The 24003-nt window shown below is 30.2% G+C and carries 20 protein-coding genes; 4 read left to right on the forward strand and 16 right to left on the reverse strand.

What is annotated here, in order from left to right; all coding sequences use genetic code 11:
• Positions 1-7 precede the first annotated feature (7 nt).
• Positions 8-1708: an adenine deaminase gene (gene ade / locus A7L45_RS16170; protein WP_071613748.1), complete on the reverse strand. Its 1701-nt coding sequence runs from the start codon at positions 1706-1708 to the stop codon at positions 8-10.
• A gap of 162 nt (positions 1709-1870) precedes the next feature.
• Positions 1871-2569 carry a ribonuclease H-like domain-containing protein gene (locus A7L45_RS16175; protein WP_071613749.1) on the reverse strand — a complete coding sequence of 233 codons (699 nt, stop codon included), beginning with the start codon at positions 2567-2569 and terminating at the stop codon, positions 1871-1873.
• A 215-nt stretch (positions 2570-2784) separates the two neighbouring features.
• On the opposite strand from A7L45_RS16175, the gene A7L45_RS16180 reads away from it, so the two are divergent.
• From A7L45_RS16180 to A7L45_RS16190, 3 genes are read left to right on the forward strand one after another with little or no spacing between them, the layout of a single operon-like run.
• Positions 2785-3009, forward strand: a complete 225-nt coding sequence (locus A7L45_RS16180; RefSeq protein ID WP_071615015.1) for a FeoA family protein — start codon at positions 2785-2787, stop codon at positions 3007-3009.
• Between the two features lie 34 nt (positions 3010-3043).
• On the forward strand, positions 3044-4807 hold the full coding sequence (gene feoB, locus A7L45_RS16185) for a ferrous iron transport protein B (RefSeq protein WP_071613750.1): 1764 nt from the start codon (positions 3044-3046) through the stop codon (positions 4805-4807).
• A gap of 27 nt (positions 4808-4834) precedes the next feature.
• Positions 4835-4990: a FeoB-associated Cys-rich membrane protein gene (locus A7L45_RS16190; protein WP_084647492.1), complete on the forward strand. Its 156-nt coding sequence runs from the start codon at positions 4835-4837 to the stop codon at positions 4988-4990.
• Positions 4991-5042: 52 nt separating this feature from the next.
• Here the strand turns inward: A7L45_RS16190 and A7L45_RS16195 are convergent, their stop codons facing one another.
• The 13 genes from A7L45_RS16195 to cphA (A7L45_RS16255) form a co-directional block, all read right to left on the reverse strand.
• A complete protein-coding gene (locus A7L45_RS16195) occupies positions 5043-5747 on the reverse strand; it encodes a ribonuclease H-like domain-containing protein (protein WP_071613751.1) in 705 nt (234 codons plus the stop codon).
• Between the two features lie 211 nt (positions 5748-5958).
• Positions 5959-7668, reverse strand: a complete 1710-nt coding sequence (gene argS / locus A7L45_RS16200; protein ID WP_071613752.1) for an arginine--tRNA ligase — start codon at positions 7666-7668, stop codon at positions 5959-5961.
• Positions 7669-8199: 531 nt separating this feature from the next.
• Positions 8200-10263, reverse strand: a complete 2064-nt coding sequence (locus tag A7L45_RS16205) for a thioredoxin domain-containing protein (RefSeq protein ID WP_071613753.1) — start codon at positions 10261-10263, stop codon at positions 8200-8202.
• Positions 10264-10404: 141 nt separating this feature from the next.
• The gene (locus A7L45_RS16210; protein WP_071613754.1) at positions 10405-12729 is read right to left on the reverse strand and encodes a TOTE conflict system archaeo-eukaryotic primase domain-containing protein; all 2325 of its coding nucleotides are present in this window, start codon (positions 12727-12729) and stop codon (positions 10405-10407) included.
• Between the two features lie 408 nt (positions 12730-13137).
• Entirely contained in the window at positions 13138-13362 is a 225-nt protein-coding gene (locus A7L45_RS16215; protein WP_071613755.1) for a type II toxin-antitoxin system MqsA family antitoxin, read from the reverse strand.
• A 68-nt stretch (positions 13363-13430) separates the two neighbouring features.
• The gene (locus A7L45_RS24315; protein WP_404814599.1) at positions 13431-13544 is read right to left on the reverse strand and encodes a DUF4258 domain-containing protein; all 114 of its coding nucleotides are present in this window, start codon (positions 13542-13544) and stop codon (positions 13431-13433) included.
• 18 nt (positions 13545-13562) lie between these two features.
• Positions 13563-14714 (reverse strand): DnaA ATPase domain-containing protein, encoded by a 1152-nt coding sequence (locus A7L45_RS22630; RefSeq protein ID WP_084647494.1) that lies wholly within the window; start codon positions 14712-14714, stop codon positions 13563-13565.
• Positions 14715-14880: 166 nt separating this feature from the next.
• Positions 14881-15186: a nucleotidyltransferase family protein gene (locus A7L45_RS16230; RefSeq protein ID WP_071613756.1), complete on the reverse strand. Its 306-nt coding sequence runs from the start codon at positions 15184-15186 to the stop codon at positions 14881-14883.
• Position 15187: 1 nt separating this feature from the next.
• On the reverse strand, positions 15188-15589 hold the full coding sequence (locus tag A7L45_RS16235; protein ID WP_071613757.1) for a nucleotidyltransferase substrate binding protein: 402 nt from the start codon (positions 15587-15589) through the stop codon (positions 15188-15190).
• A gap of 355 nt (positions 15590-15944) precedes the next feature.
• Positions 15945-16616, reverse strand: a complete 672-nt coding sequence (locus tag A7L45_RS16240) for a manganese catalase family protein (protein ID WP_071613758.1) — start codon at positions 16614-16616, stop codon at positions 15945-15947.
• 209 nt (positions 16617-16825) lie between these two features.
• Positions 16826-19450 carry a cyanophycin synthetase gene (gene cphA / locus A7L45_RS16245; RefSeq protein ID WP_071613759.1) on the reverse strand — a complete coding sequence of 875 codons (2625 nt, stop codon included), beginning with the start codon at positions 19448-19450 and terminating at the stop codon, positions 16826-16828.
• A gap of 100 nt (positions 19451-19550) precedes the next feature.
• Positions 19551-20354: a cyanophycinase gene (locus A7L45_RS16250; RefSeq protein ID WP_151553407.1), complete on the reverse strand. Its 804-nt coding sequence runs from the start codon at positions 20352-20354 to the stop codon at positions 19551-19553.
• 269 nt (positions 20355-20623) lie between these two features.
• Complete coding sequence (cphA, locus tag A7L45_RS16255) at positions 20624-23218, reverse strand: cyanophycin synthetase (RefSeq protein WP_071613760.1); 2595 nt, start codon at positions 23216-23218, stop codon at positions 20624-20626.
• Between the two features lie 112 nt (positions 23219-23330).
• On the opposite strand from cphA (A7L45_RS16255), the gene A7L45_RS22945 reads away from it, so the two are divergent.
• A complete protein-coding gene (locus A7L45_RS22945; protein ID WP_187350195.1) occupies positions 23331-23465 on the forward strand; it encodes a hypothetical protein in 135 nt (44 codons plus the stop codon).
• A gap of 144 nt (positions 23466-23609) precedes the next feature.
• On the opposite strand, the gene A7L45_RS16265 is transcribed toward A7L45_RS22945, so the two are convergent.
• The gene (locus tag A7L45_RS16265) at positions 23610-23801 is read right to left on the reverse strand and encodes an EscE/YscE/SsaE family type III secretion system needle protein co-chaperone (RefSeq protein WP_071613761.1); all 192 of its coding nucleotides are present in this window, start codon (positions 23799-23801) and stop codon (positions 23610-23612) included.
• Positions 23802-24003: the final 202 nt, after the last annotated feature.

Below are 24003 nucleotides of genomic sequence, written 5' to 3' on the forward strand. Positions count from 1 at the left end.
AGCCTTCTTATTCAACATCAGAATTTATAAACCTAAATTTGTTATAATCAAACAATCCTCTAGCAGTAATTTTAACTTCAGGTATTACAGGCAGTGTCATAAAAGATAAACTTATAAAAGGATCATATTCGGGCCTCACTCCAAAAGCTCTGGCCATTCTACTAAGTCTTTTTAAATTCTCTGCTACCATATATGGAGCCTCAAATGTCATTATTCCTCCAATTGGCAAAATTAACTGAGCGATAACTTTTCCTTCCGAAACCATTGCTATCCCCCCACCAATAGAAATAAGCGTATTAACTGCAACCTCCATATCCTTTTCATTGTCTCCAACTACTATTACATTGTGAGAGTCATGAGCTATAGTTTGTGCTATTGAACAATTTTTCAAACCTAATCCTTCTATAAATGAAGTAAAATGCTTGCCTGTATTATGATGACGCTCAAATACAGCTATTTTCAATACATCTTTGTCAATTATTCTCTTTATATAGCCATCTACATTTGCTGTTTTTCTCTGCACCAATTTAGTTTCCAATGAATTAGGAATTAACTTTATTACATTTACGGTGGGCGTTCTACTTTCAACTTTAAAAATTTCACTCTTAATGAACTCCATATGCATAGAAGATTTTATATTTAATTTAGAACGTTTTTTATCTGGTAATTCTTTATACTCTTTACCGTTTTTTATAACTTTTAATATATTCAAACCCTTTAATTCTTCAAATATCACAAGGTCTGCTTTATACCCTGGAGCTATAGCTCCTCTATCATGCAAATCATAACACTTAGCTGCATTATATGATGCCATTATAAACGCCTTTATAGGATTAAGTCCCTGCTTTATGGAAAGTCTAATACAATTATCTATAGAACCTCTTTCTAATAAATCATCTATATGCCTATCGTCGCTGCAATATAAAAATCTTCCGTAATTACGGTTGTTAACCGATGGAAGTACGGCCTTTAGGTTTTTTGCAGCTGACCCTTCTCTTAGCATAACATACATTCCTCTACTAACTTTTAGTAATGCATCTTTTACATTATTGCACTCATGATCTGTCTTTATGCCACAGCTGATACATGCATTTAACCCACTAGGTGATATACTAGGACAATGACCATCAATATGTTTATTTTTTGCCATATCTATTTTTTTTAGTAATTCATCATCCTTATTTACAACTGATGGAACATCCATTACTTCACCGAGGCCAAGTACGCAATTATTGTCAATTAACTCTTTTAAGTCTTCAGCATTAAGTACGTACCCACTATCCTCAAATTTTGTGGCCGGAACACAAGATGGTAACATAAAAAATATGTCTATTGGTGCTTCTTTACTGCTTTCAATCATTGCTTTAACACCTTCTATTCCTTCAACATTAGCTATTTCATGAGGATCTGCTATTATTGTAGTTATGCCTTTTTTAATTACCACCTCCCCAAACTGTTTTGGCATGATCATAGAGGACTCTATATGAACATGTGCATCAATGAAACCTGGAGCCACATATAAGTCTGAACAATTAATTTCAAGATTCCCTGAGTACTCACCAATTCCTATAATAATACCAGCAACAATCGCAATGTCCCCTCTATCTACCTCCTGCGTAAATACATTAATAAACCTTGCATTTTTCAGCACCAAATCTGCCTTTATTCTTCCCATCGCAACATCAATGTTTTTCTTAACTTGCTCCATATGATTCCTCCCTCTATATTTTGCTAATCCCTTTATATAAATTATTACGAAAGTAGTTACAGTATTCCTTATTACTACTCCAAACATATTTTCATTGTTTAGAGTTCAATTAAATAAGCGTATGGATAATTTATACTTGCTATTACAAAAATAAAAACACAGCTATTGCTGTGCTTCATCACAGTCAGACTGTGTTTCATCTTCCTCCATTTTTAACCCTACTCTATTATACCAATCTACATATATATAGAATAAACTTACAACATCCTGTTGATTATATAATAGTATTTTTTCTTTCTTCTCAGGGGGCATTCTATTGATATAATCATTATCCTTAACTATCTTACTAAAGGTTTTTGCTAAATTAGAACCACTTATTACTTCACTTTCTCGATCAATCTCAAATATCTTTTCTAGAGCTTTAAGACCAATGCAAGTTCCCTCTGCCTTTTCAAAACATTTTTGTAAATCTATTTCTCCAAAATAACCCTCTAATACAAAGTCTATTTTATAAGCTTTTAATAGATAGTTTATAACTGTAAAATCATTGTTCCCTGAAAACGTGACAATGTATTTTTTATTGTACTTAGTCTTCATTTCTTCAAAATAATTTTTAGCTAAAGATAATATTTCTATAGCATCTTTTTTATTTTCTGCCATATACTGCGTAACCTTTATCTCATTTGTTATCTCATCATAAAAGCAGCACCCAAATACTCCAATACATATAGGCTTTTTATAAATGTAATGCTCTAAATCGAAAAACAATGCATCTTTAAAGAGTTGTTTATTTCCGTCCATGGTAAGAGAGCCTTCTACTGAAATATCTCCTACCTTAATACTATTAAGTTTTGTAATCACAATATCACTCTTTTCTACTAAGTTTTAAGAAGCAAAACCGTAAATTTGCACATGTCTAATTTAAAACTCTGCTCTACTTACATGTTATCACATTTTAACTATTTTATAAAAGCATTTTATACATTTAATAAATTTTATTCTTGTTCTTTATTGACACTAATATAGAACCATGTTAGTATATTATTGAGAATAGTTTTCATTAAGGAGTGATTGTTATAAGCATTTATGATTTAAAGCCAGGAGATAAAGCACTAATTCAATCGGTTTGCGGGGACGACAAGTTTGCTAAAAGATTACTCGCATTAGGCTTCATTGAAGGTACCGAAGTTAAATTAATTGCTACTGCACCTTTAGGAGATCCTATAATTATTAATTTACGTGGTTTTAATATAGCCATTAGAAAGAATGACGCTAAAAATATATCTATACTAAAATCGTAAATATTATACCCAAGTTATCTAAAGGAGGATTTGAATGATTACTGCCGCTTTATTAGGTAATCCTAATGTTGGTAAAACGACTCTATTTAATGCCCTTACAGGTTCTAACCAATATGTAGGGAATTGGGCTGGAGTAACAGTGGAAAAAAAAGAAGGCTTCGTAGAAAATAAGATTAAAATCGTCGACTTACCTGGTATTTATGCCATGGATACTTATTCAAATGAAGAAAAAGTTTCCAAGGAATTTTTACAAAGCGGTAACGTGGATGTAATTATAAATATTGTTGATGCATCAAGCCTTGATAGAAATTTATATCTTACAACTCAATTAAAGAAGTTTAACAAACCAATAATTTTAGTATTAAACATGATTGATGTAGCAATTGCTAATGGTTTGGATATTAATTATACTCTACTAGCGCAAAAGCTAGGAGTAAAGATAATACCAATAGTTGCTTCAAAGGGAAAAGGAATTTTAGATGTTAAAAATTGTCTTCTTAAAGGGGATTATGTTAGTAACACCACAAACAATTTAGACTTCAAAGATGAAAAAGAAACTTATTCGTACATTGAAGTTTTACTAAAATCCTGCACTAATAAAAAGAAAAATAATAAAGTTTCTATTACACAAAAAATAGATAAAATCGTGCTTAATAGAATTCTTGCTTATCCTTTATTTTTCCTAAGTTTATTTATAATTTTTATGTTTACATTTAACTGGGTTGGACAACCATTGGCTGATTTGCTCGATAGCTTGCTTAATGATATTATTGTACCATTTTTAACTAATATATTATCGAATAACAGCGCTTGGTTCTCTTCTCTACTAATTGATGGTGTCGTAGGTGGAGTAGGTTCAGTAATAGTATTTTTGCCAGTTATATTAGCACTATTCTTAGGTATTTCATTTTTAGAAGATAGTGGTTACATGGCAAGAGCTGCCTTTATAATGGATAAATTAATGAGGAGAATGGGTTTATCAGGTAAAGCTTTTATCCCCTTAATTGTCGGTTTCGGTTGTTCTGTGCCTGCTATAATGTCTGCTAGAACTCTAGAAAGTGAGAAAGATAGAAAGTTAACAGCGCTTTTAGTACCTCTTATGTCTTGTAATGCTAGACTTCCAGTTTATGCATTGTTTGCATCAGTGTTTTTTCCAGGAAGCAAAACCCTAATGGTATTTTCATTATACTTAATGGGAATTGGTATAGCCTTTGGAATTGGTATTTTATTTAAAAACACATTATTCAGGAAAGACGAAGAACCTTTTATTATAGAATTACCTGAATATCAATTACCGGAACTAAAAAGCTTATTAATACATACTTGGGCAAAAGGTAAAGGTTTCTTAAAGAAAGCTGGTACTATAATCTTTTCTATTTCCGTATTAGTATGGTTTTTATCAAACTTTAACACTACAGGTATGGTTGATATAAACTCTAGTTTTTTAGCTAGTATAGGTAAATTTATAAATCCAATATTTATTCCTCTTGGATTTGCCTCATGGCAAAATTCAGTAGCACTTTTAACTGGTCTTATGGCTAAAGAAGTAGTTGTAGGAACCATGGGTGTTATATATGGTGGTAATTTAACACATTCTTTAGCTAATCATTTTACTTCACTATCTGCTTATAGTTTCTTAGTTTTTGTATTATTATACACTCCTTGTGTATCAGTAATTGCAACTATGAAAAAAGAATACGGAAACAAAATGGCAATTTTTTCTGTATGTTACCAATTAACATTAGCTTGGGTAGTTTCTTTCATAATATTTAATGTTGGAAGCATAATAATGAGGTAATATAAAATATAAAGAGGTGATGTAGCCGTGGAATTCATTATTGTTGGTGTGATCGTTGTCGCAGCTGGATATATCTTATATACTAATATAAAGAAACAATCACATGGTGATTGTGGCTGTGGAAATGGCTGTAAAGGCTGTAACCATAGTTGTGAAGTAAAATCATCTAATAAAAAAAGATAACAAAATCGAATAAAAAAGTGGTATAGTACATAAATGTACTATACCACTTTTTTTATAACCTACCACTTACTGTTTTTAGTGGCTGCTTTGTGTTTATATTATTCTTCATAAGAGACATTTGTTTTTTAGCTAATTTTTCTTTTCTCAATAGATCTAAATCATTATCGATAACGTTAACTACCTTAAATATTTCAGGCAAATTTACAACATCTTCGTAATTATGAAGCATAAGAATCTCTTTCAGCTTTTCATCATGTTTTAGTAGGTATTCATTATACAATTCAACCCACTTTGCTCCGTTAATTTCATCTTTTCTCTTGATACCAATAAACTGTTCCACACTTTTTAAACTACAACTCTTAATTCCCATTCTTTTGTGAAATGGTCTTATAAACTTATACAAATCCATGTGATCCCTTGGTAATCTATAGCCGAAATTATATCTATACATCTTCCTAATTATGAAAGGTTCATCAAATGCTGTACCATTATAGGAACACCACCTTTTAAACTTACCCATAGCTTTCGTAAATTCTTTTAAAATATTCACTTCCTCACTTGGTGACTCAGCGAAATATTGAACAATTTTAAATTCACCTTCGCTTAAGTAATACCCTAAAGATATTAGTACTATTTTGTCATATTCTAGATCAAAACCCGTAGCTTCAATATCCAAATATGCAATAGTACCCATCTTGTATTTGCTGAAAATTTCGTCTGGTAAAATAACCTTAATTTGATATTCTTTTATGAACATAGTTCCCCCTAATCTATAAAAAAAGAAAAGCATACATTATAACAAATGTGTTTTTATTTGTTTAGCAAATGTATTTTTATTTGCTACGTAATCCTAAACAAGTTTTACATTTTTCTATAATCTAATAATACAGTAAAATTTGCGTTATTGCAAATGCTACAATAAGGTAACTATTACAATAACTCAAAATTCAATAACTGGTTGTTTAATCTTACATTCTATCTACGACTTCTATACCTATAAGTCCTAATGCGTTCTTAATTACTTGGCAAGTAGCTTCTACCATTTTAATTTTCGCTTTTTTATCAGCTTCATCTTTCAAATTAGATATATTATACTGATTGTAAAATTTATTAAAAGCTTTAGCTACATCAATTACGTATCTTGTAACCATAGATGGTTCTAATTTATCAATAGCAAACAGGATTGATTTTTGGAAACCTTCTAACTGCTTCACAAGTTCAAATTCTTCTTTAGAATTTAATTTATTGTAATCTAGCTCTATATCAGTTTCATTGTTTTTGCTAGTCTCTTCAACTTTTCTTAATATACTTTTTGCTCTTGCATAGGTATATTGAACATAAGGACCTGTTTCTCCATCAAAGCTAAGCATTTCTTCCCAATTGAAAACAATGTCTCTCTCTCTATGATTTTTTAAATAAGTAAATACAATAGCACCTATTCCTACTTTTTTAGCTACATCTTCTTTATTTTCAAGTTCAGGATTTTTCTCGTTTATTACTTCAAGGGTTTTAGCAACCGCTTGATTTAATAACTCATCTAGGAAAATAACATCACCTTTTCTTGTAGATAATTTTTTATCTGCAAATCTTACTGTACCAAAAGGTACATGCACACAATCATCTGCCCATTTGTTTCCCATAAGCTTTAAAGTAGTAAATACTTGTTTGAAATGAAGAGCTTGATCTTTTCCAACTACATAAATATTTTTATGAAAGTCATAAGTCTTCTTTCTATATGTCGCTGCTGCTAAATCACGAGTTGCATAAATTGTAGCTCCATCTGATTTTTTAATTATGCATGGCGGAATATTGTATTCATCAAGCATTACAACCTTAGCTCCATTACTATCAACTAGTAGTCCTTTTGCATCTATATCCTTAATAATGTCATCCATCTTATCACAATAGAAACTTTCACCAGCATAAGAATCAAATTTAACATTTAGTGTTTCATAAAGTTTTTTAAACTCAACTAAACTTACGTCACGAAATTTAGTCCAAAGCTCAACTTCCTCGTCGCAACCATCTTCTAATTTTTTAAAGTACATTTTTGCTTGCTCATTAAGAGTTGGGTCAAGGTCAGCTTCCTCATGGAATTTAACATAAATTCTTAAAAGTTCTTTAATCGGCTCGCTAACTAAAGCATCCTCATCTACCCAGTTCTTATAAGCATAAATAAGTTTACCGAATTGAGTGCCCCAATCTCCAAGATGGTTAATTCCAGTACAATTATATCCTTCGAAAGATAATATTTTATATAATGAGTTACCAATAACTGTAGTGAATAAATGTCCTACATGGAACGGTTTTGCAATATTAGGTGATGAATATTCTACTACTATATTCTTACCTTCACCAATTTTAGATGAACCATAATTATCTCCCTCATCTAATATTTTTTCTACTGTATTTTTAATAAACGCCCCTTTGTCTAGGAAGAAATTTAAATAAGGACCAAAACACTCTATTTTCTCAAAACCGTCTTTTTCTATTTTTTCTTTTAAATCCTTAGCTATCATATTCGGTGCTTTTCTCATAACTTTCGATAATTGAAAACACGGAAAAGCAAACTCCCCCATTTCAGGTTTTGGTGGTATTTCAATTAAACTTTCTATTGTTTCTATGTCAAGCTCCACCAATTGTTTAATCCTCTGCGCAACTGTTTTTTTATAATCCATAAAATTCCCCTCCTGTTTTGCTCTAGGATAGATAACAATTATTAACTGTTATCCCTCCTATTATGCATTTTGCTTCATAATAATTATTATCACTAATTTAAAACTCATGTATATCGTAATATAACAAAAAACCCATCTCTAAATAAAGAGACGGGTTATATTTCCGCGGTACCACTCTGATTGACTATACAGTCCACTCAATATTTTAACGCTAATTAGCGACTTACCCTATAAGAGTCAAAAATTGTTGCTTTTAACTAGTTCAGGCAGCTTCTCCAAGGTTCTTTTCCTAAAATTAATGTATCATTAATTTTGTTAAATAGTTACCTATCTAACTTCCTATATCTTATAAGGCTTACACTATCTCCTTACTCGCTTTAAGATTAATAGGAAAGTACTGTCCTCTTCACAGAATTTAGTAATTATAAATTTACTCGATACTAAGCTTTATTATATCCCTAAGAGTACATATTTGTCAATTTTTTAAATTTTATATATACAATTTATAGTTACTAATTCCCTCTAAATATTTCACTCATTGATAGACTCATAAAATTCTTGTAGATTAGTAATAGGTTCCCTGCATGTATAATTCTCACAAATATAAGCAGTAGTTTTCCCCAGTAAAGGCTTATGCGCAGCCAACTCTGAATTAATAGAATTTAGACTTCCATCACCGGCATTTAATACTGCTGTAGCAAAAGGAAGATAAGTGCTATTAATCTCTTTAATCATAGTTTTAGTTCCGCCTGAATTCTCATCTCCAGAGATTATAATATCCTTTCCTGGTACTGTACTATATAGTAACGCTGTCATAAAATAAGCATGAGCACTTTCTATAGTTTTAACCTTTGACGCAAAAACTTTAAATTGTAAAGCGGCCTCATTTTGTAATTTAGTATTAGCCGTTAATCTAGCAAGTCTTAACATGTTTAATGTAGCTACAGAATTTCCCGATGGCATTGCACCATCATATATATCTTTAGGTCTTGAGATTAGTTCTTCGCCGTCAACACCATATAAATACAATCCACCCTGCTTTTCATCTTTAAACAGTTTAATCATATTTTCATTAAGTTCTATGGCCTTGGTTAAATATACTGCATTAAAAGTAGCCTCATATAATTCAATTAAAGCATGAACCGTAAAAGCATAGTCGTCTAAATAACCTAAATGGGCAACATCACCATCTCTATATCTAGCCATTAACCTTCCTTTATCATTAATCATCTTACTTAATATGAAATTCATAGCCTTTTCTGCAACATTTATATAACTCGCATTTTGGAAAACTCTTCCACCATAGGCAAGAGCTGCAATCATAAGTCCATTCCATGAAGTTAATATTTTATCATCCTTATAAGGATGTATTCTTTTTTCTCTATATTCAAATAACTTCTCTCTCATTTCTTCTAATTTTATATTTACTTTTTCATCTATATTAGTACTACTTTGTTTTCCAATAAGATTTGGAATATTTCGTCCCTCAAAATTACCCTTCTTAGTAATATCATATTGTTCACAATATATTTTATAACTCTCCTCACCTAAAACTAAAGCTACTTCCTCATTCGTTAACAAATAGTATTTCCCCTCGATGCCCTCACTATCAGCATCTTCGGCTGAGTAAAAAGCCCCTTCTTTTGAAGTCATATCCCTTAATATATAAGTAAATATTTTATCAGCTACTTCTTTATAAAATTTTTTACCTGTGGCTTCAAAAGCTTCAATATATACTTGTGCTAAAAGTGCATTATCATATAACATTTTTTCAAAGTGAGGCACTAACCATTTCTGATCTGTGGAATACCTTGAAAATCCAAAACCAATATGATCAAAAATTCCACCTGAGTACATTGCTTCCAAAGTTGTTTCTACTATTTCTAATGCCTTAGGCTCATTGTAATTTTTCCAATATCTCAATAAAAATTGTAAATTGTGAGGAGCTGGGAATTTTGGAGACCTTCCAAATCCACCATACTTATCATCAAAAACACTTTCAAAGCTACTAAATGCATTATGTATTTCAGATTCACCCATTTCTCCAGGTTTAACAAAAACATCATTCTTTTTTATATGCTCCACTATTTTTTTACTAGATTCTATAATACTCTCTTTATTTTCATTCCACTGCTCCGCAATAGAAATTAGTACGTCTTTTATCCCTGGCATTCCACGCATGCTTTCCCTAGGAAAATAGGTACCTGCATAAAAAGGTTTTTTATCTGAAGTCATAAAAATTGTTAATGGCCATCCACCACTACCGGTGAGAGACTGACATACAGACATATAAATACTGTCTACATCTGGTCGTTCTTCACGATCAACCTTTATTGCTATAAAATATCTATTTAGTATTGCTGCTACTTCTTTATTTTCAAAGGATTCTTTTTCCATAACATGACACCAATGACAAGTTGAATAGCCGATTGAAAGGAAGATTGGTTTATCTTCAGCTTTCGCTATAGCAAAGGCTTCTTCACCCCATGGGTTCCAGTTTACTGGGTTATATGCATGTTGCAAAAGGTATGGAGACTTTTCATTAATTAATTTATTAGGTTTTTGCTTTTCTTTAATGGTATCGGGTTTAGTCATAGCTACAACAACTCCTTACAAATATATGTTAACAATATTATACCCAATGTAACTACTTTAAGTCCCTAAATATAAACCGCAATTATATAAGATTTATAAAAAAATATTTCATATATATTTTTTTCAACTAACTATTGTACTCTAAAATAGTTTTTGTTGCACCGCAGTTTCCAATTTTGGATTAGCTGTTTTATCCTCAATAGTATCAAATCCCTCCCCTATAAACTTACCTGTAGCAACGATTACCATACTACCTTCTTTCGTTACATCTGAGAGCTTCTCAATTTGAAATTTCTTTTCCTTTTTTGACATTCCTCCAGTTAATGTAATAACATTATCTATTTTTTCTTTTAAAGCATCCGATAGTAATTTAACATGTGCAGTTCTTTCAGTTAATACTATTGGATTTCTTCCCTCTTTAACACAATTAATAACGTCTTGGATAATCATCGCATTTCTTATTTCACTTGTGCTTATTTCAGAATAAATTTTTGTTATTGACCATTCTTTTTCATCTTGTAAAACTGGTTTCCTAAAACACGTAAACATTGGAATTATATAGTGCTCAAAAGGAAGTTTTTCCGTTTGCTTTAGCACGTTCACTTTATATCTAATTGGACCACATTGCATAAATATTATAGGTTGATGCCCATCCTTCCTTATTGGAGTAGCTGTTAATCCATAAACATATTTAGCTACTACATTTTTTAATATCTGTTCGAAGCTAAAAGCTGAAACATGATAGCATTCGTCAACTATAATCATCCCATAATCCTTTACTAGTTCTTTAACTTCCCCTTTTCTTACCAAAGATTGCATAGTCGCAACGTCAATAATACCACTTAATATATTTTTACCTGCACCTATTTGTCCTATAATACTAACATTCTTTTTTCTTCCTCTTTTTTTAGTATCATCTATAGGTAAAACTTCATTTATAATTAAAAACTGTTTTAACTTTTCCTTCCACTGTTCTAACAACTGCTGTGTATGTACAATAATAAGTGTGTTTACTTTCCTTTCAGCTATTAATTTTGCTCCAATAACAGTTTTTCCAATAGCAGTAGTAGCGGATAATACTCCATTGTCATATTTCAACATAGTATCAACTGCTACTATCTGTTCTTCCCGGAGCTGTCCATTAAATTCAACACGAATTGGTTTACCTATGTAAGTTTTATTATCCCAACTAAAATCAATTTTATTTTCTGTTAAAAAGCTACAAAGATCATCCTGGCAACCTCTTGGTATACATAAATATTCTACTGTTTCATCTGATAAAGAAATAATTCTTGGTTTATCAAATGTAGATAACCTCATAGCCTGTGCTTTATAAAATTCAGGGTTTTTAAATGCTGCCATTCTTTTAATAAAATCTAGTACTTTATTAGAAAACCCTTCTTTACTTATGAAAATCATATTGGCTATCGTAATTTGAACAATATCTGGGAAATCAGCCTTACTGAATTTAAACTTTTCTTTATTTTTTTCCCAAGGCTTTATACTTTCCTCATCCATTTCTTTTAAATCACCAAGTTCATTACCAATACAAAACTCAGAAATATAAAACTCTATTTCATCTTTCGTTATTTTGCCTATGTGACTTAAAAAACTCCATTGATCTTTAAATGGTTCCAAATTTTCATCAATAAAAATACTATTATTGTTTTTCCTAGCACTTTTCTGCATAGGTAATGCTATAAGATTTCCAAGTCCGCCTTTTGGCATAGTATCCTGATTAGGAAATAATCTATCATATGACTTGAATTTGATTTCATGCCTTTGCATCATTGCATAGGTTAAAAGTGATGTTCCAAACTTTCTAGCAGCTAACGCCGTTATCCTTTCCTTAAAAAAGAACCATATATGTGCTCCATTTCCGGATCTTGAACGTTCAACTGCAAAAGGTATCTTCTTTTCATAGCATAATTTTCTTAAAACACAAATATCTTTTTCCCACCCATCATCATCAAAATCAATTGCAAGAAAGTAACAGGTTTCATCTGTTTGCATGGCATAAATACCTAAAATTTCTATTCCTCGTAAATGTCTATTAATAGCATCTGCATCTAAATCGGTATATTTTCTATTTTTACATGCTGAACATTTTATTTGAGGTTTATCACAAATTCCTTTTACCCATTCATTTTCACATACTGGTGAATATCCGCTTTTACCTTGTTTGTTCTGCCAACGTTTAGCATGTACATCTTTTCTACCTTTAAATAATATCATATATAATTCTACTTTTTCTTGAGGCAAACTACTATTACTTACTTCACTAAGCTTATCCTTTTGAATTGATTTATCATTCTTTGTCTCAACTATAGCTTTATATTCATTATCCATACAAATTTCTTTTGTTTGTAATTCTAAACGTTTTCTGAAATCCATATTTTCTATTCTCAATATCTGATTTTCCTCTAATAGCCTCAAGTATTTATTATAAAGCTCATTATAATCCATATTCTTATTCCTCCTAGAGAAACTATTTCAAATCTATTATTATATATATCAAAATTATTTTATTTACATAAGAGATTAAAATTTCTTTATTTACAGAGTAAAGTGTTGCTGATTCAACCTTAACTTTTAAAATTTGTATCTCCTCTAAAATTATATCCTATTTATAGCCTTATGTATCATGAGGATAATTATATTAATATATAAAATTTCCATTGTATAAAGTTACATACTTTTAGGATAAGATTAAGATTCCATATTAAATAAAATTATTCACTTATAAAATTATAAAAACTTAAAATAGCTAATCAGAATGAATACATCACCTCAATTAGCTGTTAATTTATTTTCTATTTTATTTTCAATCTCTATGCCTTTATTAAGGTGAGCAGTCACTAAAAAGTTAACTTTCTAAGCTGCCATTTCAGAATAATTAATAACAAATATTTCTGCTTTACTCTTTTTTGCATCTTCAATTATTTTTTCAAGATTTAATTCTACATTATTTTCTAAATAATACTCACCACATTGTTTACAAATATTAGCTGGCACACCTTTAATTATATGTCCATCAAAGTCTACAATATGATTAACAATACCTTTAATTAAATTAGATTTACATAAAATACAATTCATCCTTATTGCCTCCTCGTTTTTAAATCTTCATACCATTAATCTTTATCAGGATAATAAGTTGTTATGATTCATACATAATTTTGTCCTACTGCACATACTACATGAACTCCACTATGAGTATCAGTAATTCCTAAAATTAAACAACTTGGAAAGGGATAATCACTTTCATAGTATTCTATTATTTATACAGTCAATTACCTCTATATAATACTTAATAATTCCTGCCTATCAATCTTTTTATCAACCATCTTACTATAAGATACTACCTTATTATAAGCCCCTATCATTTCCCTCACATTTGTATCAACATTTTCAGCTATAACATTTATAGTATCATCATCTATGAATAAAAGCTCCTCCTTGCTTATTCTACTTTTAAGTATTTCAATTTTTGTATTTAAATCTGGTTTTGTCAGTTGAAATGCCGCACTAACCTCAAATACAGATTCAAGCTTTTCTCCATTTATTATAATTTCGCGAGATGGTTTTGATGATCCCAAAACTACTTGTTTTCCCATAGCCAAAACTGTATTTAAAATATTCTTAAACTCCTCTTGACTTCTCTCTTTTCCATCTATATCTTGTAGATCATCAAAAACCAGTACATCTGAGTTGTAAAATTCACTATTAAATAAATCATTTTTATCATTTGATATACTATTTATCATATTATTAATAAACTTATATATTGTGATATTGATAACCTTTAGGTGTTTACTATTTTCTACTATATAATTGTTGATAGAATTTAATAAATGTGTTTTACCCATTCCCGCTTCACCATATATGTACAAAAGTCTCATATCCTCACCTGGCGATTTGGCAACTTTCAGCGCACTTTTATAAGCTAATTCATTATTTTTTCCTACAACCATATTTTCAAATAAATATTTAGAATTAACTTTACATGGTATAAATTTATTCTTATTTGCAGTATTTATAGAACATATTTCACCTTTACTCTCTAAAATTTTAATTACACTAATTTCAATCTTATATTCTCTGCCCGTTACATTTAGAATAGCACTTTTAATGCCCTTCAAATATCTCTCTTTTACTATTTCTTTGTGAAATTCCGATGGTACCGCTAGCTTAATAGCTACTCCATCTAATTTAATAACACAGATAGGTTCTATCCAAGTATTGTATGAAACATCCTTCATTTGTACCTTTAAAACAATCTTTACTTTTTCCCATTCACTGCACCTATTTGAATCGATAGTTGTTGTAATCTGTTCACCTTTCTTAACATGTAATCCCTTTTCTATTTCCTCCAATTTTTCTTCTATATTATTAATAGAATTTTTTAACTTTTTAACTTCTAAGATAAGTTCATATATCATCTTTTCCATTTATTCTCCCCTTTATTTAGTTATATTGTCCATACTTCGCACATGTTATTTCTACTATATCCATTATGAGAGTTAAAATATTAGCTATAAAAAACCTTCCTAAATTTGATTTATACAAATTTAGGAAGGTACTCACTCATTAAACATTTCATTTATTTAATTCATCTCATATTCTCTCGAATAGAATTTTTCCTTCATCAACTATATGCTTCTTAAGATTATCATTTGATATAATCTCATAATGAAGTATGTCAAAAAAATAAGGTAAGGGCGAGGTTTCATTTAAGTAATCATCTAGCTTAAAAATAACCTCACTTGTAATCTGTTCACCAAAAATAGCTATATCAACATCTGAGCCCTTCTTATAGTTCCCCATCGATCTACTTCCAAATATAATAGCCTTTTCTATAGTTGCAAATTTTGATATTGCATCTTTAATGTATTCAATATCCCTATCTATTAATCCAAACATACTATAATTCCCCCGATAATCGATCATGCATTTTTTTAAGTTCTGGAAAATATAGTTCCACTATTTCTTTTGACATTTTATCAGCTAACATTTCATCATAAGTATGTGTCGTCAGATTCCTGTTTGCTAATGCATCTATCCATACATGGCCATTATCTATTAACCCAATTTGAAATGCTTGCTTAATTGCTTCTCTTGGACTCTTTACAACATATCCTTCAGCTTCTAAATAATCTTTTAGTACCTTCCATGCTAATTCAAAAGTCATTTCAAAAAATTGAATTATACCTGCTTTCTCTAGTTCCGAAGTTATTTGTTGTTTTGAATATTTCTCCATCAACTTATATGCTTTATTAAAATTCTCGAATCTCTGTTTCCATCTAATATCCTTTAAGTTATCCATAAATACACCTCTTACATATAGTATATATTAATATTCTATTTGCACAAGTTTAATATAATAAACGTCTTTAAAAAATTAAATCAACTAATTAAACCTATAATGTCTTACCAAACAGTATTTTAGACTATAATTTTATAACAAACATTATTGAAAAGTATTTAAGTTTTATTTTGATTAGAAAAAAGGAAGCTAACAGTTAATATACGTTAGTTTCCTCTTAATTTTGATATTTATAATAAATAGGGGGTATTAATAGTATACCCGTCTCTTAATCCTTTTATGTAAGTAGAAAATCAATCCTCTTAAAATACTTTAAAGTAACATAAAAACAAAATATACTCCCACCTATCAATTCTTATTTTCTTGGATTCTCAAAACTTGGTGCAGTTGGATTAGGTGCATCAAAATACTTACCTGGTGTTGATAAATCAAAGTATAATCTAGAATCTTCAGTTATACCAAAGTCCTTATTGGATCCTGTATCCTTTACCTTATTAAGAGCCTCTCTAAATAAAGCATTGTGTGCTTCTTCACGGTTTAATAAGAAATCTATTGTTTCTCTCACATATTTATCTTTTATTTGACGATATAAGTATTCATATACAACTTTCGCCCTTTGCTCAGAGGCTATGTTAGAAAGTAGGTCTGCAACTAAATCTCCTGTAACAGTTACATAATCTGCTGTCCATGGAGCACCCGATGCATTTATTAAAACTGGTGCTAATCCTGCCAGTACATGACTTTGAATTTCACCGACGCCGACATTTTCATAATTTATATCGTGTCCATTTAATAGATTTATAGTTTGTGCAACCATTTCCATATGACTTAACTCTTCTGAACCTATATCAAGAAATAAATCTTTGATAGTTTGATCTTCTACTCTAAAACTCTGAGATAAGTATTGTAAAGCAGCTTTTAGTTCTCCATTTGCCCCACCTATTTGTTCCTGCATTAATGTTGCATATTGAGGATTAGGTCTTTCTACTTTTACCTCTCTTAATAGTTGTTTTTCGTGCTTAAACATATTTAACCTCCATTAATTTAATATTAACTCTTATATTTTATTATGTTCATCTTTACAACACTTAAACCTTAAAATACTAAATAATTACTCACAATTTTTTATTTAAATTAACTACAGATATTATTTTTTGTTTAAACACATTTAAATTCTGGAAACGTATATAATGTAAGCCTGTATTTCATGTTTATGAAATGCAGACTTATATGCTTTTAATTTTTGGCCAGTAACTTAGTTTCATACTCTGTTTTGTGAATTTTACTTTTAATTATTTCTATGAGAGGTTCATATTCTTCAAAAAATACAATTACAATATCTCCAGGTTCCGCTATACTTAAAGCCTCTATAAATGCTTCCTTTTCATCTAGTACTTTTTTTATATTTATGATATTAAAATTAGATTTTAAAGCTCCTTCTTCTAAAAGGTCTGCTACTTTACCTTTACCTCTACCTCTTCTGTCTTTATCTTCCTTTATATAAATATAGTCAAAATTTTTTCCTGCACATTTCCCAACATCCAATATGTTAGTGTCTGACCTATCTCCTGGTACTCCAATAATTCCGATAATTTTATTGTGTTTTATATTCTTAAGCCCTTCTAATACACATCTATATCCATCAATATTATGACCATAATCCAAAATTACCATTACATTATCTATTAAATACGTATTAAACCTTCCTGGATTTTGCTCTTCATTACAGTAGAATGTTTTTAATCCCTGCTTAATAATATCATAACCAATTCCTAGACCTACTGCAGCCGCACAAGCAGCCATAGCATTTTGGATGTTATATTTTAGAATACCTTTGAATGTTATACCTATATTTTTTATGTCTATTAGCTTCACAAAATTAATGTTATTTTGTATTATTAAACTGGTTCCATCTACATAAATTCCCAACCCACCATTTTTAATGTTCTCTATCATTATTTTATTGTCCTTATCACTAGAGAATATTATAAGCTTTCCTTTTATCCTAGGCAAAATACTTAAACTCATCTTGTCATCTCCATTAATAACAACATACCCATCTTTTTTAACTGCTTCACCAACTAAAGCTTTAACTTTTGCCAATTCTTCTATCGTGTTTATCCCATCTATTCCAAGGTGGTCATCAGTTATATTTGTAATAACAGCAACATCTGCAAGATCATAACCTAGCCCTCCTCTTATTATTCCACCTCTTGCAGTTTCAAGGACTGCTGCATCTATATTTTTATTCATAAGTACAGCTAAAGCACTTTTAGGGCCTGTAGTATCACCCTTAAATACACATTTTCCATCAATATATATTCCACTAGTCGTGGTCATTCCAACAGTGTATCCTGCAACTGTTAATATGTGTGCAATGAGTCTTGTCGTTGTTGTCTTTCCATTGGTGCCTGTTACAGCTATTAATGGAATGTTTGTGGGTATATCCTTAAACAACTTATCAACTATATGGCCTGCAACATTACGTGTTTCACCCATATACGGATTGTGATGCATTCTAATACCAGGTGCAGCGTTTACTTCTAAAATTACCCCCTCTTCACTTATAGGTCTACTAATGTCAACACACCGCACATCTATTCCACAAATATCAAGTCCTATGGCACTTGCGGTTCGTTTACATATTTCGATATTCTCGTCGCATATCATATCTGTACAATCTATTGAAAAACCACCCGTTGATAAATTTGCATTATCTTTTAAATATAATTTTTCTTTTTCAGAAAGAATGAAATTTAATGTACATTTTTTTTGTTTAAGATATTCTATAAGCCCTTTATCGATTTTGATCTTAGTTAATTCCTTCTCATGACCTTCTCCACGCCTTGAATCCTCATTAATATCTTGTATAAGCTTCTCAATAGTACTAACGCCATCACCTATAATATATGGTGGAATTCTCTCTGAAACCGCTACAATATCTCCATAAACACAGCATACTCTATAGTCTTTTCCACTTATATGCTTTTCTATTATTATATTCTCATAATCATTGCTTAGAAGTTCATATGCATCCGATAACTGTCTCTCATGTTTTATATTGGCAATAACCCCCTTACCTTGATTACCAAACTGAGGTTTAAGTACCACAGGGTAACCAATATCAACTGCACATGAGATTGCGTCAATTATGCTATCTACCTTCATGCCATCGGCTACAGGTAAAAAGTGCATATTTAATAAGTGTTTAGTTAGCATTTTATCTTGTGCAATACCTACAGATATCGCACTTGTATTACTTCCCATAGTTGCTTGTATAATTTTAGAGTACTTTCCATAACCTAATTGGAACATACTTCCTTCACCAATCTTCAATATGGGAATTCCTCTCTTTCTTGCCTCATTACAAATATTAAATGTACTTACTCCTAGTTTCTCACCCATTAATATATCCTTTAATCTATTTAATTTTATGTCTAATTCAAAATCTTCGTTATTAATTAATGAATTGACAAAGTCTACTGCTATATTAGCAGCCTCTATGCCCGTTTTCTCATACTCGTATTGAAAAATAATATAATAATTATCTCCAGATATTTCTCTAGATTTTCCATAACATATATCAACACCAATCATATTATGAAGTGCTATTATTATATGTTCAGTAATGTGTGCCAGATAAGTTCCCTCTGTAAGTCTCTTAATAAAACCTCTATCTTCATCTATTCCACATCTATGCTTATTAAGTTCAGGTAACATACATACTAACTTTTTATTAAAGCCATAAATCTCTTTACTAGGAATTTCACTGTATCCTTCTAAATCTAAGTTAATTCTTATACACTTCTTATGAGAATATATATTTCTTCCATTAAACACCCTATAATTAAGTATTTTCATGTAATTTTCCTCCCTAATGTGATATTACCTTTCCCGTTTTTATATAATATTTATATCTTTCATGCAGAGGTTATTAATAAGGAACATACAGGAAATCTATTTAAACTAATGGTTTTCTTTCTGTTAGATTATACTTATTCCCATCCTTTAATACATGCATTTTAATATCAAACATTGACAATATATTTTCTTTATACTGTTCTGATACATTTGTATTGCTTATATTACCTCCATCAATAATATAAACTGCCCCAGAACCTACTACTCTTAAAATATTATCTCTATTTATTATAATTGAAGTATCTTCATCTATCCCAATTCCTAATATCTCCGGATTTTCAGCTATTCCAACTAATAGCCTTCCCACTCTTCCTCTTTCTGCAAAGTGCATATCTATTAAAACCCCAGTAATTAACCCAAGTCCTGGAGCCATTTTAAGTGTACATTTTTTTGCTGATTCATCATCTGGACCAGTTACTATCATAATATCACTCATTACTGCTGCTCCAGCTGAAGTACCTACAAACACACATTCTTCTAAATGCTTACGCTTCATAGTGCTATATAGCTGAGTTCCTCCAAGGATGCTTGTTATTCTAAGTTGATCCCCTCCAGTAAAAAATACCAATGAAGCTTTTTCAATTAATTCTACATTTTCAGGTTTCAAAGCATCTTCCCTATTCCTTACATCAAGTACTTTAATATTTATAATACCTAAATCATGAAAAATATCACTATACTCATTACCCACTTGTACAGGTAGTTCTGTTGCTACCGTTACAATAACTAATAATTGACTTTCCTTTTCAATATGGTCGCATACTTCTTTAAGTATCTTTTTATCACCCTTCTTATCTTCTGCTCCACCGATTATAATTAAACCTTCTTGTTTATTAATGGCAATCACCACCCCATATAAATTTGATTTAAAAAACTATAACATTAATAGTTTTTATATCATTTTCTCCTGCACCATTACCTATTAGATGGGTAGTAATAAAAAAAACAGTAACTCTTAAACAATATTATATCCAGTTAATAGTATTTATATGTATATATATTTATAAGGTAATAAACTTTATTTATTCCTACTTATTTTTTCATTCTTAACTTTCACTTCCCTATCATAGTTAAAATCAAATTGAAATTGCTAGGCCTTAACTGATTTTACAATTACAACTTAGTTTCACATTTACTAATGGATTTACTTCTTATTATTTCTAAAAGAGGCTCATCTTTTTCAAAAAATACAATAACTATATCTCCAGGCTTTGCAATATCTAGGGCCATTTTAAAGGCTTCCTTTTCCTCTAAAATCTTTTTAATATTAATAATGTTAAAATTAGATTTTAGAACTCCTTTTTCTAAAAGGTCTGCTACCTGCCCCTTTAACCTGCCTCTGCCATCTTTATTTTCTTTTATTAAGATATAATCAAAATTTTCTCCTGCACATTTGCCCATATTTAATATATGACTGTCTGATCTATCTCCTGGAACCCCAATAACTCCTATAAGTTTATTGTGCTTTATATCCTTAACTGCATCTAGTACAACCTTATAACCTTCTATATTGTGCCCATAGTCTAATATTACTGTTACATTATTTAATAAATATATATTAAACCTTCCTGGATTTTGTTCTTTATTACAGTAGAATGTCTTTAATCCTTGTCTAATAACATCATAATCTATACCAAGTCCTACTGCAGCTGCACATGCGGCCATAGCATTTTTAATGTTATATTTTAAAATACCTTTTAATGTTATGCCTATGTTTTTTACGTTTATTAGCTTCTCTGAATTAGTACTAGTTTGTATTATTAAATTACCCTCATCTACGTAAATTCCATAACCACCTTTCTTAATGTTAGCTATCATAACCTCATTGTTTCTATAACTAGAGAATACTATGAGTCTACTCTTTAGCCTTGGCAATATGCTTATACTCATATTGTCATCCCCATTAATGACAACATATCCATCTATTTTAACCGCTTCGCCAACCAGAGCCTTAACTTTAGCTAAATCTTCTATAGTATCTACTCCATCTATTCCAAGGTGATCCTCTGTTATGTTAGTAATAACAGCAACATTTGCAAGGTCATATGCTAAGCCCCCCCTAATTATTCCACCCCTTGCAGTTTCAAGGACCGCTGCATCTATACTTCTATTCATAAGAACTGTTAATGCACTTTTAGGACCTGTGGTATCACCCTTAAACACACATTTTCCATCAATATATATTCCGCTAGATGTTGTCATTCCCACCGTATACCCTGAAATTGAGAGTATATGTGCAATAAGTCTTGTGGTAGTTGTTTTCCCATTTGTACCCGTCACTGCTACTAATGGAATGCTTTTTGGTATATCCTTAAATAATTTATCAACAATATGACCTGCTACATTATGTGTGCCAATGCAAGGATTATGATACACTCTAATTTCAGGCGCAGCATTTAAATCAATAATTACTCCGCCTTCATTAAGTGATTTGCTAATGTCAATGCACCTCACATGTATTTCGCAAATATCCATACCTATAGCACTTGCTGCTCTTTTACATATTTCTATGTTTTCATCACATATTAAATCCGTACAATCTATTGAAAGACCACCCGTAGATAAATTTAAATATAATTTTTCTTTTTCAGGAAGAATAAACTCTAATGAAAAGTTCTTTTGTTTTAAATATTCTACTAGTCCTTCATCTATTTTTATCATAATTAAATCTTTTTCATAATCGTCACCACGCCTTGAACCTTCATTAGTCTTTTTTATAAGTTCTTCTATAGATGTTATGCCATCACCTATAATATACGGATGTATTGTTTCTGATACGGCTACAATATCTCCATACACACTACATACTCTATAGTCCTTTCCAATTATGTACTCCTCTATTATTATATCTTCATATTTTTTTGCTAAAAGACCATACGCATCTGATAATTGTTTCTCATGTTCTATATTACCTATAACCCCCTTACCTTTATTACCAAACTGTGGTTTAAGTACAACCGGGTAGCCAATATCGAGTGCAAATGAAATGCAATCGCTCACGCTTGTTACCCTCATACCATTTGATACAGGTAAACTATTCATACTTAATACTTGTTTGGTTAGCAATTTATCCTGTGCGATTCCTAGTGATATTGCGCTTGTATCATTGCCCATAGTCGCTTGTATAAACTTTGAGTATTTCCCATAACCTAATTGGAACATACTTTCTTCCCCTATTTTTATTATAGGAATTCCCCTTTTTTTTGCCTCATTACATATGTTAAATGTACTTACTCCTAGTTGTTCACACATTAATATTTCCTTTAATTTATCTACTCCTATATCTAAGTCAAATAATTCATTCTTAATTAATGAATTAACAAAATCCACTGCTATGTTAGCAACCTCAATTCCTATACTTTTATATTCATATTGATATATAATGTAATGATGATTAACAGATATTTCATGATTTTTTCCGTAACTTATATCTGAACCTATCATATTTTGAAGTGCTATTATTATATATTCAGTAATATTAGCTAAATAAGTTCCTTCTATGAGTCTCTTTATAAATTCTCTATGCTCATCTATTCCAGACCTATGGGTATTAATCTTTTGTAACATACAAATTAATTTTTCATTAAAGTTATAGATATCTTTGCTAGGAATTTTACTATATTCTTCTAAATCTAGGTTAAGTTTAATACATTTCTTGTGACAATATATATTTCTACCATTAAATATCCTAAAGTTAATTATTTTCATATGCTTTCCTCCCAAGAAAAAATTTAATGCCTAGTGAAACAAAAGATTTGACAGAACGGGAATTTCAAGCTTTCCTGCTTTCGATGATTTAAACTTTACAGCTGAAAAGGTAATGGTAAATTTAAAAAAATACTTAGAAGTTCTACTTTGTAAAATCTCTGATAAAAAAACGCTATGTACTCTTGTACCACTTGTTCTTGATCACATGAATAGAGAAGAACTAAACTTGCAACAGTTTCTAAAATAAAATCTCCTAATTGTGACCCTACAAAACCTAGGATTTAATTAGTATTGCAAGACACATATTATCTAACAAGTAACTGTAACATAATTTATTGTAATGTGAAAATTAAATGGAGGAGCATAAGGCAAGCTCCTCCATTACCAAAAATTATTCCTGATAATTTGAAATTGTAGTATTTGCATTTTGTAAAGCAGTATCTACGGAATTAAGAGTATTTTGAATTTGTTGTTTATTTTCAGGTTTTTCTACTGAATTTAATGCATTATTTAAACAATTTTTAGCATCTTGAAGATGAGTTGTTACATCTTGAACATGTTGTTTAGCATTTTTAGTTTGCATTTAATTACACCTCCCTATTTCTAAAAATATATATTATGAAATTAACTACAATAACAGTATCTGCATTTTAGTATAAAAAATACATAACAAACTAAATTAAATTATAGTTTTATATAAAACTATTAATCATTTTAAAAGGGACAAAAAATAACACCAACAATTATGTCAGTGTTTATATATTAATATCATATTTATACTAGTT

Source organism: Clostridium estertheticum subsp. estertheticum, from assembly GCF_001877035.1.
Taxonomy (GTDB): Bacteria; Bacillota; Clostridia; order Clostridiales; family Clostridiaceae; genus Clostridium_AD; species Clostridium_AD estertheticum.